Annotated in this window: 14 protein-coding genes; 3 read left to right on the forward strand and 11 right to left on the reverse strand. The window is 73.1% G+C overall.

Annotation, left to right across the window (positions count from 1 at the left end):
- Window positions 1-76 precede the first annotated feature (76 nt).
- The 6 genes from KK483_RS13315 to KK483_RS13340 all read right to left on the reverse strand — a co-directional run bounded on the left by KK483_RS13315 (window position 77) and on the right by KK483_RS13340 (window position 5,353).
- Window positions 77-1,480: a hypothetical protein gene (locus tag KK483_RS13315; protein ID WP_262005444.1), complete on the reverse strand. Its 1,404-nt coding sequence runs from the start codon at window positions 1,478-1,480 to the stop codon at window positions 77-79.
- A 14-nt stretch (window positions 1,481-1,494) separates the two neighbouring features.
- On the reverse strand, window positions 1,495-2,538 hold the full coding sequence (locus KK483_RS13320) for a hypothetical protein (RefSeq protein WP_399016042.1): 1,044 nt from the start codon (window positions 2,536-2,538) through the stop codon (window positions 1,495-1,497).
- Window positions 2,539-2,606: 68 nt separating this feature from the next.
- Window positions 2,607-3,443: a hypothetical protein gene (locus KK483_RS13325; protein WP_399014015.1), complete on the reverse strand. Its 837-nt coding sequence runs from the start codon at window positions 3,441-3,443 to the stop codon at window positions 2,607-2,609.
- Between the two features lie 2 nt (window positions 3,444-3,445).
- On the reverse strand, window positions 3,446-4,057 hold the full coding sequence (locus KK483_RS13330) for a peptidase (protein WP_262009467.1): 612 nt from the start codon (window positions 4,055-4,057) through the stop codon (window positions 3,446-3,448).
- 238 nt (window positions 4,058-4,295) lie between these two features.
- Window positions 4,296-4,796, reverse strand: a complete 501-nt coding sequence (locus KK483_RS13335; RefSeq protein WP_262005446.1) for an anti-sigma regulatory factor — start codon at window positions 4,794-4,796, stop codon at window positions 4,296-4,298.
- A 188-nt stretch (window positions 4,797-4,984) separates the two neighbouring features.
- The gene (locus tag KK483_RS13340) at window positions 4,985-5,353 is read right to left on the reverse strand and encodes an STAS domain-containing protein (protein WP_262005447.1); all 369 of its coding nucleotides are present in this window, start codon (window positions 5,351-5,353) and stop codon (window positions 4,985-4,987) included.
- 245 nt (window positions 5,354-5,598) lie between these two features.
- On the opposite strand from KK483_RS13340, the gene KK483_RS13345 reads away from it, so the two are divergent.
- From KK483_RS13345 to KK483_RS13355, 3 genes are all read left to right on the forward strand, one after another.
- A complete protein-coding gene (locus KK483_RS13345; RefSeq protein ID WP_262005448.1) occupies window positions 5,599-6,537 on the forward strand; it encodes an RNA polymerase sigma factor SigF in 939 nt (312 codons plus the stop codon).
- 201 nt (window positions 6,538-6,738) lie between these two features.
- Window positions 6,739-7,902 (forward strand): DegT/DnrJ/EryC1/StrS family aminotransferase, encoded by a 1,164-nt coding sequence (locus tag KK483_RS13350; protein WP_399016046.1) that lies wholly within the window; start codon window positions 6,739-6,741, stop codon window positions 7,900-7,902.
- On the forward strand, window positions 7,895-9,448 hold the full coding sequence (locus tag KK483_RS13355) for a lipopolysaccharide biosynthesis protein (protein WP_399014018.1): 1,554 nt from the start codon (window positions 7,895-7,897) through the stop codon (window positions 9,446-9,448). Before KK483_RS13350 ends, KK483_RS13355 begins: the two co-directional genes overlap by 8 nt.
- Here KK483_RS13355 and KK483_RS13360 read toward each other — a convergent pair.
- From KK483_RS13360 to KK483_RS13380, 5 genes are all read right to left on the reverse strand, one after another.
- Window positions 9,423-10,583: a glycosyl hydrolase gene (locus tag KK483_RS13360; RefSeq protein ID WP_262005450.1), complete on the reverse strand. Its 1,161-nt coding sequence runs from the start codon at window positions 10,581-10,583 to the stop codon at window positions 9,423-9,425. The two genes, KK483_RS13355 and KK483_RS13360, sit on opposite strands and share 26 nt — an antisense overlap.
- Window positions 10,584-10,594: 11 nt before the next feature.
- Complete coding sequence (locus tag KK483_RS13365; RefSeq protein ID WP_262005451.1) at window positions 10,595-10,999, reverse strand: hypothetical protein; 405 nt, start codon at window positions 10,997-10,999, stop codon at window positions 10,595-10,597.
- Window positions 11,000-11,012: 13 nt separating this feature from the next.
- Window positions 11,013-12,965 carry a hypothetical protein gene (locus KK483_RS13370; protein ID WP_262005452.1) on the reverse strand — a complete coding sequence of 651 codons (1,953 nt, stop codon included), beginning with the start codon at window positions 12,963-12,965 and terminating at the stop codon, window positions 11,013-11,015.
- 96 nt (window positions 12,966-13,061) lie between these two features.
- Window positions 13,062-13,868 carry a polysaccharide deacetylase family protein gene (locus tag KK483_RS13375; protein ID WP_262005453.1) on the reverse strand — a complete coding sequence of 269 codons (807 nt, stop codon included), beginning with the start codon at window positions 13,866-13,868 and terminating at the stop codon, window positions 13,062-13,064.
- Window positions 13,865-15,202: a glycosyltransferase gene (locus KK483_RS13380; protein ID WP_262005454.1), complete on the reverse strand. Its 1,338-nt coding sequence runs from the start codon at window positions 15,200-15,202 to the stop codon at window positions 13,865-13,867. The genes KK483_RS13375 and KK483_RS13380 overlap by 4 nt, the downstream gene beginning before the upstream one ends.
- Window positions 15,203-15,206 lie beyond the last annotated feature (4 nt).

A 15,206-nucleotide genomic window follows, 5' to 3' on the forward strand; every position in this document is an offset into this window, starting at 1 on the left:
AACGGGGACGGGCCCGGCACGCGATGCGTGCCGGGCCCGTCCCTTTCTCATGGGCCCCCGACTCGGAGATCGCGGACTACCGCGCGCCGCGCAGGCGGCCCCATGGGGTGAACGTGAAGACCGCGCCGCCCAGCAGGATCACCGTGCCCGCCGCGAGGGCGAGGGCGCGGAGGACGGGGGTGTCCTCGGATCCGGTGTCGGCGAGGCCGCCGCCCGAGGCGTCGCCGCCGCCTGCGGAGCCGGAGGCCGAGCCGCCGCCGGCCGCGCCGCCCGGCTGGGCGGAGGTGTCGAGTTCGAGGGAGAACTCGACGTCGGCGGGCGGGGTGCACGTCGTGGTCGTGCCCAGCGCCATGACCGTGAGGACGCCCGGGCTGAGGGTGGTCTTCCCGGTGGCGCCCGGCTTGTACGTACCCTTCAGGTCCGGGATCTCGATCGGGTCGCCGGCCTTGATGGGCTCCGGGTTCGTGGGCCCTTCGACATGGACGAAGCCGGTGTCGGCGCCGCCGAGTTTGACCTCCATCGAGGGCTTGACGGAGTCGGCGGGGATGTCCGCCGGGCTGTCCATGACGGACTTGTTGAACTTCACGGTGAGGTCGAAGTCGCCGCCGTTCTTCTTGGCGTTGATCTGCACCGGGGAGACGGCCTCCTTGTCGCCGATGGGCGTCTTGCAGGAGTAGGGGACCTCGATCTCCTTGCCCTCGAAGTCGGTCTGGCCGCCGCCCCCGGTGGTCCCGCCGGAGTCGCCACCGCCGGAGCTGCTCGTACCGCCGGAGCTGGTGCCGCCCGCCGTGGAGCCGCCCGAGTCGGTGCCGCCCGAGTCGCCGCCGCCGCTGATCAGGCCGCCGGTCGTGGGCAGCCCGCCCGTCGTGCCGCCCGTCGTCGGCAGACCGCCGGTCGTGACACCGCCGGTCGTCGGCAGGCCGCCGGTGGTCGTACCGCCCGAACTGCCGCCGGCCTCCGTCACCTTGACCGTCGTGCCGGGCTGGACGGTCTCCTTCGGCGAGCACTTGGTGTCCGTCGAGATCGGCTTGGAGACGTTGATGTTGTACCCGTCCGGCGTCAGCGTGATCTCGCCCGGCGCCGTCAGCTTGAGCTTGCCCTTCATGTCGGGCAGCACCATCGGGCTGTTCTTGGGGATCGGCGGGTTCTGCCGGGGGCCGTCCATCGCGAGGTCACCGGTCTGCGCCCCGGCCACCTTGACGGTGCCGGTCGGTTTGACCGTGTCCTTCTCCAGGTCGAGGATGTCGGGGTTCTTGGACGCGGCCTCGACCGTCTTCCAGACCACCTCGATCTCGTCCCCCACCTTGGCCTCGGCGGGCGCGGTGATCTGCACCTTGGTGGTGCCCTGGACGGGCGGCAGCCCGGAGATCGCCGGGGGGATGCACTCCGTCGCGTACGACACATCGGCGGCGTGGGCCGGTCCCGCGGTCAGCAGGATCCCCGCGCCGCAGAGCATCAGCGCGACCCCTGCCGCGCTCATCCTCCGTTGCGTGCTCACGTGTGTCCCTTCGTCGTGGGTCGGTTCTCTGACGGTGCGGAGTCCGGGGTGAACCACGGCAGCGCCGCCGCGGCGGTGGTGGTCGTGGTCACGGGCGGTACGTTCCGGTGGCGGCCGTTACGGGGGGTCCGGGACCTACGGGGACGCCCCACCGTGCGCCGCGGGCGCACCCGGTCCACGACCGCCATCCCGATCCGGAACAGCGCCGCCGGTACGACCACGGCCAGCAGCACCCAGAAGAGCGTCACGCCCCAGGGCCTGCCCACGCCCCACGGCTGCTCGGCGAGCACCTTGGCGCCGTACTTGACCGAGACGTGGTAGTCGCCGTGTGCGCCCGCCGCGAGCTGGACGGGCAGGGTGACCCGCGCCTTCTTTCCGGGCTGGATGGTGCCGCGCCACTGCCGCTCCTCCCACTGCGGGGCGAAGACGCCGTGCGCGGTGCCGACCTGGAAGACGGGGTCGTTGACCGGGGCGGAGCCGAGGTTGCCGACGGTGAGGACGAGTTCGCGGGTGGGCGGGGCGCCGAACCACACGAGCAGGCCGCTCGATCCGCGCAGGTCGACGGCGGTGAGGACGGCGAGCTTGCCGTCGCCCGTCTGCTGTGGGAGGGGGGCGGTGGGGTGGCCCGCGACGGTGAACGGGGCGTCCACGGCGGCCTGTTCGCCCGTGACCGTCGCCACGTGGACGACGCACGGGCACGGCTTGGGGGGCTCCGCGACCGGCATCTTCTTGCTGAAGGCGCCCTTGGCGTCGGTGGTGACGGCCCGGCCGTCGGCGTTGGCGCAGGAGTTGGTGCCGCCGATCACGCCCCGGCCGGGGGCGGACTGCCCGCAGATCAGCATCATCAGCAGGGCGTTCGGGCGCCAGCCGGTGCCGCGGACGGTGATGTCGCCGCCTTTGCCGGCCTGTTGGGCGGAGAGCGTGACGGCGGGCTCCGCGTCGGCGGCGGGTGCGGAGGCAGTTAGGGGTACGGAGGCAGGTAGGGGTGCGGAGGCGGGTACGGCGGCGGCCGCGAGCGGGGACGGGCCGGTGAGCGTGATCGCGGCGGCGAGCAGCGCGCTGAGGAGCAGGCCGAGGCGCCCGCGTCGGAGAGGCTTGAATTGGGCGTTCACGGTCGGTCTCCCACCTTCGCCAGTCGCCGTTCGGTGCGCTTCAGTCGCAGGGCCGCCGCCCCGGCCGCCGCCGCGCCGAGGGCGAGCGCCACGCCGGTCGCGGCGCCCCACGGGACGTAGACCGCGGAGGCCGTCGCCTCGCCGTGGGCGCCGCCCTGGGCCGTCACGCGGAGGGTGACGTCGACGGAGTCGAGGGCGGGCGGGTCGGACCAGGGTTCCGTGAGGTCGACGCGGCGGCCGGGCCGGAGCTCCAGCGGGAGCGGGCGGGCCGGGCGGTCCAGCAGTGCGCCGGTGAGGCCGTCGGCGCTGACGGCGAGGCGCGGGGCGAGGACCGTGTTCCCGCGGTTGACCAGGGCGTAGTGGATGCGCCCGCCGTCCACCCGCACGTCCTCGACGGTCAGTGCGGCGAGCGCGGGACCGCCGACGCGCAGGTGGACGCGTACGACCGCGTCACGGCCGCCGGCCGTCGCGACGATCCGCGCCGTGTGGTCGCCGGGCGGGGCGCCCGCCGGCACGGTGACGGAGAACGGCACGTCGGCGCGGGTGCGGGGCGGCACGGTCACCCGGCCCGGGTCCCGTTCCCGGTCCCCGGCCAGCGCGATCCAACTCGTCCCGGCCGCCCGCAGCCGTACGGTCAGCGGCGCCGTGCCCGGATTGGTCACGGAGATCCGGTCCTCAAGGACCGTGCCGGGCGGTCCCTCCAGATAGACGTACGGTCTGCCGCCCGCCGCCGGCTCCGCCGTCCAGCCCGGCCCCGCGGCGGCCGCGGGCACGCCGAGGGGCCCGCACAGCAGTGCGGTGACGGCGGTGGCCAGCAGGGCGCGCGGCAGCACGGTCAGCTCGCGGGCCGCGCGCCGCGGCGGGTCAGCCAGAGCACTCCGGCCACCCCGGCGAGGAACACCGTGCCGCCGAGCGTGCCGAGCGCGATCGCCGAGTCGAGCGGGCCGGTCTTGGGCAACTCCCCGGAGCCCGAGCCCGACTGCGAACCGCCGCCTCCGCCGGCCGCCGCCTGGACGTCGATTTCGAGGGACGGCTTCGGGTTGTTCTTGGGTGTGCACGTCGTGGTCGTACCCAGCGCCTTGATGGTGAGCACGCCCGCCGTGAAGGTGACCTTGCCCGTCTTCTTCGGGGTGTACGTACCCGACAAGTCATTGATCTTGATAGGGGTGTTGGCGGGGACCGCCTCGGCGTTCGCGGGTCCCGACACCGGCACGGTCCCGCTGTCCGCGCCGCCCAGCTTGATCAGCGCGCTCGGGTTCATCGCGCCTTTGCCGAGCTCGACGGGGCTCGACGAGACGCCCTTCTCGAACGACATCGTGAGCTTGTAGGAGCTACCGCTCTTGACGGCCTTGATGTCGATCGGCGAGACGGCGCCCTTGGGGCCGATCGGCGTCTGGCACTGGTAGTCCACGTCCACCACTTCGGCATGGGCGGCGGGGGCGGCCATCAGCACCACCGAGCCCGCCAGCGCCGCCGCCAGCGTGAAAGCTGTCCGTTTCCGGTACGTCTGGTACGACACCTCGAATTCCCCTCATGCCGGGAAGTCGCCGCAAGTTACTGACGACACATCAGATCGGGCGCTCAAGGTACGCCTGGGTCCCGATGGAGGGAAGACAAAGAGCACGGCGGATCGCCGTGCTCCACAACTGCTTCAAATGCCGGTTCGAAACACGGCGTTCCGGTCGCTACGAGGGCGCCGCGAGCTCCGCCCACACCGTCTTGCCCGGCATTCCCGGGATGCGCATCACTCCCCAGTCCATGCAGAGCCGCTGCACGATGAACATCCCGTGCCCGCCCGGCCGGCCGGCGCGGTGCGGGGTGCGCGGCGCCGGCTGGCCCGTACCGCGGTCGGTGACCTCCAGCCGCAGTACCTTCGCGCTGCTGGAGACCCGCAGCTCCTCCGGCCCCTCGGCGTGCAGGCAGGCGTTGGTGACCAGCTCGGAGACGACGAGCAGAACGTCCTCGGCGGCGGCGCGGCGGTCGGCGGAGGCGGCGGGCAGCCAGCCCCAGTCGTACAGCGCCTGCCGGGTGAAGTCGCGTGCGAGCGGGACGATGCCGCTGGCGCTGCCCAGGGCGAGCGTGCGCACACGGAGGTCGGACACATCGGGGGCGGACGACGGATCGGAGCTTGCGCCGTCCGGCTCGGGGCCACGGTCGCCCGGCGGATGCTGCCGGGTGGTGCTCATCAGCGCTTCACCTCACCGATTCACCAGTTCGCGATTGCTTCAGTACAGAGAGTGCAGGGACGGACAGTGCTGGACGGACTTCACAACGGACTCCACAGGGGCAGTGCGGGTGCGGGTGGTGCGGTCCGCGGGGGTCTTCTGCCCGGCCGAATCAGGACAACACCCCCCGGCCTTTCAGCCCTGGGCGATCAGTCGACCAGCGCCGCCCCGAGCGAGTCATGGACGGTGAAGACCGCCTCGGCACCGGTGATCTCGAAGACCCTGGCGACGACGGGCAGCATCCCTGCCAGATGGACCCCTCCCCCGGCCGCCTCGGCCCTGAGCCGGGCACCGAGCAGCACATTGAGGCCCGTGGAGTCGCAGAACTCGAGGTGTGAGCAGTCGACCACAAGCCGTGTCCGGCCCTGGTCCAGCGCTTCGTCGAGTGGCACACGCAACAAATCGGCCGTGTGGTGATCGAGCTCACCTCGCGGTGTCACGATCTCGCTCCGGCCCTCGGTGCGGACCTCGACCCGAAGCCGGCCCCGATTCGCGCTTTCGACCGTCTTGCGGTCCATGAACGTCCTCTTCGCCTCATCGCCGATGCCGTTGACGTCCGAGGAACATTACGCCTTCCCTACGGCTCTCGGTAGCCGAACTCCCCCACAAATCAGACAACTATGACATTTGACACTTGCAACCATCAGCAAAGAGCGGGTAGGGCTAGTAGGGACACAACCAACACGGCCGGCTTCGGAGGCGCCGCACACCGCAGCGACAGGTAGGCATCGGCAGCCTTGTGCCGAGAACCATGGAGGAGACCATGTCACCCCGGCTCGACGAAACGCGTACCCCCCACGCGCCGTCGACACGTCAGCACGATCACCTCGAAGACCCCGCACACCCCGGGCACACGCCGACCGAGCACGCCGGGCACGCCGGGCATGCCGACCTCGGTGAGCTCGAACTCCCGGTGATCCCACCGTTCGACGAGGTCGGACCCGTGGACGCCCGGGCGCTTTCCAAGACGCTCTTCGCCCGCCTCGAAGTCCTCGAGGAAGGCACCCACGAGTACGCGTACGTCCGCAACACGCTCGTCGAACTCAACCTGGCCCTGGTCAAGTTCGCCGCCGGCCGGTTCCGCTCCCGCAGCGAGCCGATGGAGGACATCATCCAGGTGGGCACGATCGGCCTGATCAAGGCGATCGACCGCTTCGAGCTCAGCCGGGGCGTCGAGTTCCCCACCTTCGCGATGCCGACCATCGTCGGCGAGATCAAGCGCTTCTTCCGCGACACGTCCTGGTCCGTGCGGGTGCCACGGCGGCTCCAGGAGCTCCGCCTCGACCTCGCGAAGGCGGGCGACGAGCTGGCCCAGCAGCTCGACCGCGCGCCGACGGTCGCGGAGCTCGCGGAGCGGCTCGGCCTCAGCAACGACGAGGTCGTCGAGGGCATGGCGGCGAGCAACGCGTACACGGCGAGCTCGCTGGACGCCCAGCCCGAGGAGGACGAGACCGAGGGCGCCCTCGCGGACCGCATCGGGTACGAGGACCACGGCCTCGAAGGCATCGAGTACATCGAGTCGCTGAAGCCGCTCATCGCCTCGCTTCCCGCGCGCGACCGCACGATCCTGTCGCTCCGCTTCGTCGCCGGCATGACGCAGTCGGAGATCGGCGAGGAGCTCGGCATCTCGCAGATGCATGTGTCGCGGCTGCTCTCGCGCACACTGCGGAGACTCAGGAAGGGGCTCACGGTCGAGGAGTGACCGCCCCCGGCCGCCCCGGGCCGCCCCGGCCCCACCCGAGGATCCCCTCCATGGGTCCGTCCGAAGGGTCCGTTCAGAAGGGTCCATTCCGTCAAGGGATGGGCCCTTCCGCCTTATTGACGGTGCGGTCCGGTATGGGCCACATTGAGCCGGGGGCTCAGGGGGGACGGTGGGGTCATGGGGGAGGCGCTGGAAGCGCGCATGCGCGACCGCCTCGGCAGGGAATGCCTGTACGTGCCGTCGTGCCGGCTCGGGCTGTACGTGGCGCTGCGGCACTGGTGCCGGCCGGGCGGACGGGTGCTGATGTCGCCCGTCAACGACGACGTCATCTTCTTCGTGGTGCTCGCCGCCGGGTTGCGTCCCGTGCAGGCACCGCTCGATCCGCGCGACGGCTCCATCGACCTGCGCGCCGTACCCGACGCGGTGTGGCACGGACTGTCCGCGGTCCTCACGACGAATCTGTACGGCAATCCGGACCCGGCGCCGGAACTGCGCGCCCGCTGCGACGCGTCGGGCATCCCCCTGCTGGAGGACGCGGCGCACGCGATCGGGTCGCGGGTGGGCGGGCGGCCGGTCGGTTCCTACGGCGACGCCTCGGTCTTCAGCCTTTCCAAGCACACGGCGGCGAAGACCGGGGGCTTCCTGACCGTCGCCGACCCGGCGCTGCGCGGTGCGCTGGAGGAGGCGCGCGACGACCTCCTCGCACCGTCCCGCCTCGCCTCCGAACTCACCTACGCCTTACGGCCGTACGCGGAGGCCGGTGTCCGCGGGCTGCGGCTCGTGAGAGCGGCGCGGGCGGTGATGCGGCTGCTCGGGATGGCGGAGCGCGAGGAGATCCGCATGCCGCTGCGGGCGGACGAGCTGAAGCAGGCGATGGCGGAGGCGCCCGCGCTCGGACCGTTCCACTCCTGGGTGCGGGTCGACATGCACGACTACCGGATCGCGCCGGGAGCCGCCCGGCACAGCCGAACGGCCCGGCTGCTCGACCGGCTCGACGACCGCCTCGCCGCGCATCTCGCCGGGACACGCCGGCTGTCGGAGAGTCCGTGGGCCGCCGCGGGACCCGGCCCGGTGCAGCCGCTGTTCCGGGTCCCGCTCCTCGTCGAGGACCGTGACGCCGCGATCGCCGCCCTCGCCCGCCACCGGATCACCACGGGCTACCTCTACGACCCGCCCCTCGACGACTACGCGTCCGGCCTCTTCACCGATCCGTCGCCCGCCCCCGCAGCCGCCCGCTGGTTCGCCCGGCACGCTCTCCCGGCCGATCCGCTGCGGGCGGAGCGGATCATCGCGGTGCTGCGGGAGTCGGGGGCGCGCCCGGCGGGTGTCCCGGCAGAGTGCCGGCCCGGCGGGGACGGTGGCTGAGGCGTCGCGGCTGCGCGAGCCCGAGGAGGCGGCGGCCGAGGAGGCAGCGGCCGAGGAGCCGGCGGCCGGGGAGGCGCCGCGCGGCGGCGAGGCGGACTCCCCGCCCGACGGCGGCGGGGACTCGATGTTCCGCAACGCCTACGCGCTGATGCTCTCGACCGGGGTCTCGGCCGGGCTCGGGCTCGGCTTCTGGCTGGTGGCCGCCCGCTACTACACCGAGGAGGCCGTCGGGCAGGGCTCCGCGGCGATCGCCGCGATGAGGCTGCTCGCGTCGGTCACGGCGACGACGATGATCGGGGCCGTCGTGCGGTACGTGCCGCGGGCGGGCCGGACGACCGGGCCGCTGGTGTGGCGTGCGTACGCGGTGAGTTCGGCCGTCGTCTGCCTGGCGTGCGCCGTCTTCCTGGTCACGCTGGACCTGTGGGGGCCCTCGTACGCACCGCTGCGCGGGCCGGTCGCCGGGCTCGTCTTCACCGCCGCCTGCGTCGCCTGGGCGCTGCTGACCCTCCAGGACGGGGTGCTGACGGGGCTGCGCAAGGCGGTGTGGGTGCCCGTCGGCAACGCCGTGTTCTCCGTCGGCAAGCTGCTGCTGCTCGCCGCGTTCGCCACCGCCATGCCCGTGCTCGGCGTGTTCGTCTCGTGGGCGGCGGCCATCGGACTGTCCGTACTGCCCCTCGGCTGGCTGGTCTTCCGCCGGCTCATCCCCCGCCAGGCCGCCGCCGACCACGACCGGGAGCCGCCGCGGCTCCGGGACATCGGCCGCTTCCTGGCCGGGGACTCGGTCGGAGCGCTCTTCTCCCTGGCGATGATCAACCTGCTGCCGGTGATGGTCGCCGTCCGCTTCGACGCCGCGCACAACGGCTTCTTCTACATCGCCTACACCGTCGGCGGGACGATGGAGTTCATGGCCATCAACATGGCCTCCTCGCTCACCGCGCACGCCTCGCACAGCCCCGAGACCCTCGCCGAGGGGGTGCGCGGTGCGCTGCGGCGGATGGCGGTGCTGCTCGTGCCGGTCGTCCTCGTCCTGATCGTCTTCGCGCCGCAGATCCTCGCCCCGTTCGGGCCCGACTACGCCGCCCACGGCACGACCGTCCTGCGGCTGCTCGCGGCCGCCGCGCTGCCCCGCGTCGTCGTCGAGCTCTACATCGGGGTGCTGCGCGTCCAGGGGCGTACGGGCGTGCTCGCCGCGCTCCAGGGGGTGATGTGCACGCTGGTGCTGGGCAGCGCGGCGGTGCTGCTCGGGCCCGCCGGGATCTCCGGGGCAGGGCTGGCGATGCTGCTCTCGATGACGGTGATGGCCCTCGTCTCCGCGCCGGGAATCGGTGCGGCGCTGAAGGGACGCGGGCCGCGGCGGCGCCCCGTGCGGCGGCGCCGGTCCGCCGGCGAGGAGTACGAGTACGGCACGTCCTGGGCCCGTGCGGCCGCCGAGCGGCCCCCTGACGCGGCGTACCCGCGGGGGGTCCATGACACCCCGGCCCCCGCCTTCGGCACCCCCGCCCGCGCGCCGGACGCGCCCGTCAGCGGCCGGGGACGGGCTGTCTGAAGTACGCGGCCCGGCCGGCCTCGCGGTAACCCTCCAGGCCGGGACCGGTGTTGACCGTCAGATCACAACCCGCGCCCGGCACCGGACGGTTCCACTGCACCAGTGCCCTCACCCGGGGCATGGTCGGGGCGGTCTCCGGGATCCGCGCGTACCAGTCGCGCTGGCGGCGCGGCTGGAGCGGGTCGGGCGCGGTGGCGAACTCGGCGAGCATGACGGGCTTCCCACCGGATATGTGCTCGCGCAGCCAGTCGTACGAGGGCCGCTGACTGCGGTCGAAGTCCAGCCAGTTCGGCGACTTGTGGCAGAGGTAGTAGTTGTACTGGTCCATGCCGATCCAGTCGACGTACTCGTCTCCCGGATAGAGCCGCTCCATCTGCTCGGCGTGGCCGAGATAGCCGGAGACGGTCCACACCCACACCACGTTGGTGACGCCGAGCTCCTCGAACCGGTCGTGGATGTGCCGGTAGGCGGCGACGAACTCCTCCGGGGTCCCCGCGCCCTCCTTGATCCGGAAGTCGGCCTCCTGGTCGAAGGAGAGGAAGAGGCGCTTGCCGTACGCCTTGATGCGGCGGGCCTGCGGATCGATGACATCGCGGTCGTACCGCCCGGAGGCGATGTTCTTCCAGCCCAGCTGGGTCTCGGTCCAGCCGGCGTGGTGCGGCTCGGTCCACACGGTGGACTCCCAGGCCAGCATCAGCAGCCGGTCCCGGCCGAGCTCCTGCTCGTCGGCGGTGAGGAGTTCGCCGTCGAGCGGGGTGTCCGACATGTCGTGGTAGTTGTAGACGAGATCGAGCCTGCGGCCGATCTTCTTCTCGAAGGCGTACACGGCCTCGGTGAGCGAGCCGCCCGGTGCGTACGGGACGTACGCACCCCACCAGGCCCCGCAGCGCGGCTCCAGCTCCTCGGTGGGGGCGCAGGGTCCTTCGGGGAGCGCGCCCGAGGCCGCGTTGCCGGGAAGTCCGTGACCGCGGCCCGAGGGCCCGGCGTCGTCCTCCCTCCCGGCCGCGTCGGTCCGGGCGATCCACCACACCCCGAGCCCGGCGAGCAGCGCGCCGACGGTGGCCAGGACGAGCGCGGCGTACGTGCCGTGCGACGCCGCGGCCTGGCGCCGCACCCGCGGTGTCCGCCCCCTCATCCGCCGCCCCCTCATCGGCCGCTCCTCGATAAGGACTTGGGACGCCCGGCGGCCCCTCGGGTGGCCGCGGGCAGCGGCACACCGGGCAGGGCGGCGGCGACGGTCGCGAACGCGGCAAGCGCCACGAGGAAGGCCGTCGCCGAGAACGCCTCGGCCAGGAAGAGGGCGGTGGCGGCGAGCGCCGCGAGCGACAGGCTCAGCGGCGCGGCGAGCGCCACCGCCTCCAGCCGGGCACCGGGCCGCAGCGCCCGCGGCTGCGGGTGGAGCAGCGCGAGCCCGGGCCCGAGGCAGACGAAGGCGAGGACGGGGATCCAGCGCAGCGGCGCTCCGCCGGGCAGCGCGGTCGCGGCGAGCGCGAGCCAGCCGGAGGCGGCGAGTCCTGCTCTGATCCAGGGTCGGTCCAGTGGCACGGGCATGGTGGTCTCCACGTCAGCCGGCGGGGCTCGGGGCTTCGGATGTGTCCTCGGGGACGGTGGGCGCGTACTCCAGGACCAGGCCGTGCTCGCTCTCCTCCACGACGCGGAAGAGCGGGGACGCCTTGAGTCCGGCCGTCAGCTCGTCGAAGCCGCCGGGCGGCAGATAGCCCTCGCCGGTGACGGCCTTCTCCTGGGTGGGGGTGAGGATCACGTACGCGGTCCGGCCCTCGGGTATGCCGTCGGCGAGGTGGCCCGCCGGGTCCTGGAGCAGCTTCAGGTTCTCCGGCACCTCCTGCTCGGTGAAGAACCAGCGCTCGTAGTGGTCGTAGCGGTAGTACGCCCCGGGGAACGACCCGGTGGTGGCGAGGATCAGCGCACCGTCCGGGGCCCGGTCGTAGGCCCGCTTCGTGAGGGCGAGCTCGGCGGGCGGCGCGTAGTGCATGCCCTCCTTGCCGTAGTACGAGGGCAGGAAGCCGGCCAGCAGCGCGGTCAGTGCCACGGGCAGCGCGACCGCGGCGGTGCGGCGGGCGGCCTTGAGCGCACGTCCCGAGCCCCCCGCCGCCGGGACCAGCGCCGCGGCGGCGAAGAACGCGGTGCCGGGCAGTCCGAACAGATAGACGCGGAAGAGCATTTCGCCGCCGTAGTCGTTGACGGCGAAGAGCGGCACGGGCGCCACGGCAGCCAGGAGCAGCGGCAGCGCGCTGCGGGTCAGTCTGCGCCGCAGCAGCACCGCCGCGCCGGCGAGCGCGGCCAGGGCCAGCACCATGAGGACGTTGGCGGTCCCGACGAGCTCGGGCCCTGGGCCGGTCGGCTCTCCCGCGTATCCCGCACGGGAGTTGGCGAGCAGATCGCCCGCCGACTCGCGCAGAGTGCCGAGCGTCTCCAGGAACAGCACCCGCCCCATCGTCAGGTCCCAGGCCACCATGATCAGGGCGGCGACGGCCAGCAGCCCCCAGTTGCGGTAGCGACGGGTGAGGCACAGTGCGAAGAGCGTGGCGCACAGCATCACCGGCGTCAGCTGGTGCGACGCGTTGACGGCGGCGATCAGCGGGGCGGCGACCACGACCGCGACGGCCCGCTGCCGAGTGCTGGTGGGCGGCGGCACGGCGGCCGCTGCCGGGTCGAGTGCCCCGCGCTCGCGCAGCCGCCCGGCCGAGCGGGGCAGCACGAAGTGCCGTACGACGACGGCGAAGACGGTCAGCCAGAGCAGATACGAGAAGCCCTGCGGGGAGAGGTAGTCCTGCCCCACCCAGTTGGCGAGCTGGAAGATCCAGACCGCCGTCCACACAAGGCGCCAGTCGTCGCTGAAGGTGCGGTAGACCAGCACCAGGACGGGAAGCGTGAGCAGGCCGAGCGCGACGGGCGCCCAGTTCGCGTACGCCGCAGCGCCCTCGACGCCGAAGGCTCTCACCAGGGCCGCGTTGAGCGAGAAGAAGCCCGGCCACTGGTCGTAGGCGGACATGCCGCCGGAGAGCTCGGCGCCGGGGTGGACGGTGCCTTCGGCGAGCAGACGGCTGATCACGGCGTCGTGCTTGGACGCCCAGGCGTAGCGCACCGAGTCGTACAGCACCGCGGGCGGCGCCTTGAGCGCCACGAGCATCGCGGCGCAGTAGGTGGCAGGCCACCAGGGCGCGGTCCCGGCGCGCCGCAGCGTGACGAGGAAGCCGGCGGTGAGCACGGCGAGTGCGAGGTAGAAGGCGGTCGGGAAGCGGTCCAGCAGGCCGTAGTCGCCGATGGAGCGGAAGCCGGTACGCGGCAGGGCATGGAGCCACAGACCGGCGGCGACGAGCAGCGGCAGCAGACTGAGGAGGCTCTGCGGGCCGATCGCGCCGAGCCGCCTTCGGGCGGGTGCGGGCGGTGGCGCCCCTGCCGCCGCCGTCTCGTCCTGCTCGTCCTGCTCGGTCCTCGCCGCGGGCGGCAGCACGCTGCTTCCCGTGACTGGTGTGGGCACGCGCTGCTGCGGCACGGTGCGACTCCCCCTGTCCCCTTCGGTGAAGTATAGGAATCTGTACCGGGTTTGACCCGGCTCATCATGAAATTCGGCCGCTTGAGCTTCAGCGCTTCAGCCGGCGAACTCCGGCCCCCTCACCACGGCCCGCGTCCTCCTGTACAGGCGCCAGCCCATCGTCGGCAGCGAGTCCGGGTACGGAGCGACCCGTGCGCCCTCGCCCTCCATCCATGCCTCGACATCGGCGACGGTGTGGCCGCGGCGCAGGATGAGCCGGGCTATGCGGTACGCCTCGTCCGTCCCGGAGCTCAGTGCGTGGCGCACGGCGACCGCGGACTCGTATCCGGCCGCGCGGGCGGCCCGGCGCACGGCGCGGCTGTTGTAGCCGTGCGGATAGGCGAGATGGCGCACCTCGTGGCCGAGGGTGTCCTCCAGGACGGCCTTCGCATGGCGCAGTTCGTGCCGCAGCCGCTGCGGGTCCAGGGTGTCCAGCTGCGGGTGCGTGACCGTGTGCGCCCCGACCTCCAGGCCGTACCGCTCCAGCAGCGGTGCCTGCGCCAGCGTCATCATCGGGGCGGGCGGCAGCAGGCTGCGGACACCGGGGGTGATGGCGCCCGTGGTGAGATACGCGGTGGCGGGCAGGGCACGGGACGCGAGCGCCTCGGCGGTCGGGCCCGGCAGATCGGCGAAGCCGTCGTCGAAGGTGAGGACGACGGGCCTGGGCGGGAGCTCACCGCGCCCGGCGAGGTGGTCGGAGAGCGCGCCGATGGTCACCGGGGTCCGGCCGCTGGCGACGATCGCGTCGAGCTGGGCGCCGAACTCCTTGGTCCCCACCGTGAATTCGGCGATCCACTCCGGTGGGTCCTCCATCACGGCGTGGTAGAGCAGCACGGGGACACGGAGTCGTGGGGTCGTGCTCATTGCTCCTCCCAGGGCAGAGGCAGTCCGCGCACCTGTCGGCGGGCCCTGGCGTACCCGAGCGGCCCGTACAGCATCCCGCGCCGCTCCAGCCGGGAGAGGCCGCGAGGCCACGGGTGGTGGTGTGCGCCGTGCTGCCCGGGGACGCCGTGGCCGCCTTCGCGCCGGGCGGTCATCGCACGGGCGTGGGCGAGGCCGCGGGGCAGCCGGGCGAGCAGTGCGGGGAGCAGCGCGGGCCTGCGGGCGAGGACCGCGGTGAGATACGCCGTGAGCCCGGCGCCGTAGCCGTACGCCTGGTTGCGCAGGTCCTGCGGGGTCTCCCGGTGGTGATGCCAGACGAGCGCGTCCGGGGTGTAGCGCAGCCGGTGGCCCGCGGCGAGGATCCGCACGAACGCGTACAGGTCGTCGCCGCCGCGGGCGGGTGTGCCGGTGCCGGTGGCCGGGTCGAATCCACCGACCGCCTTGAGCGCCCGGGCCCGGAACGCCATGTTGGCACCGGACCCGAAGCGCCCCGCCGTGAACGGGAACAGCGGCTCGTCGGCGGGCGGCCGCGCCGGGTCGTAGGTGCGCGGTGCGAAGCCCTTGGCGAAGCCGCCATGGCCTTCGAGCAGTATCTGCGCGGGTGTCGTGAGCCGCGCGGGGAGGATCAGCCCGGTCGCACAGCCGATGCGGGGGTCGTCGGCGAAGGGCGCGCTGAGCGCGGTCAGCCAGTGCGGGTCGGCGATGACGTCGTCGTCGGTGAAGGCGAGCACGGCACCGTCCGCGGCGGCGATGCCCCGGTTGTGCGCGACGGCGAGCCCGGGCACGGGCTCGTGGACGTACCGCACGGCGCCCGCGTACTTCTTCTCGACCAGATCCCGGGTGGCGTCGGTGGCCGGTGCGTTGTCGACGACGACGATCTCGAAGTCCGGGTGGTCCTGGGCGAGGAGCGAGTCGAGCGCCCTGGCGAGCCGGCCGGCGCGCTCACGGGTGGCGACGACGACGCTGGTACGCGGCAGCCCGCCGTACCGCTCGGGCGCGGGCGGCCGGGTGCCGCGCAGCCGCTCGCGGGCGAGCGCGGCGAGGGCGGAGGCGGGGTCGGCGCCCTCGGGGACCGTCCCGGTGAGGGTGGCGACGGGGCGCCCGCGCAGACGCACGAGGACGTACACCGCGCCGGCCGTGAGGGGCGGGCCTCCGGGGCCGGGCCGGAGGGCGAGCACGCCGGCGTCCCCTGGCCCGTCGCTGCCACCCGGCCCGTCCGGGCCGAGTGCGCCGACGTCGATCGGGTCGACGCCGCGCGCGGTCCCGCGCCGGTCGAAGTCGATCGTGTCGAGGTCGAGTTCGGCGATCTGGAGCATGTGC

Origin of the sequence: Streptomyces sp. FIT100, assembly GCF_024584805.1 — a bacterium.
GTDB lineage: Bacteria > Actinomycetota > Actinomycetes > Streptomycetales > Streptomycetaceae > Streptomyces.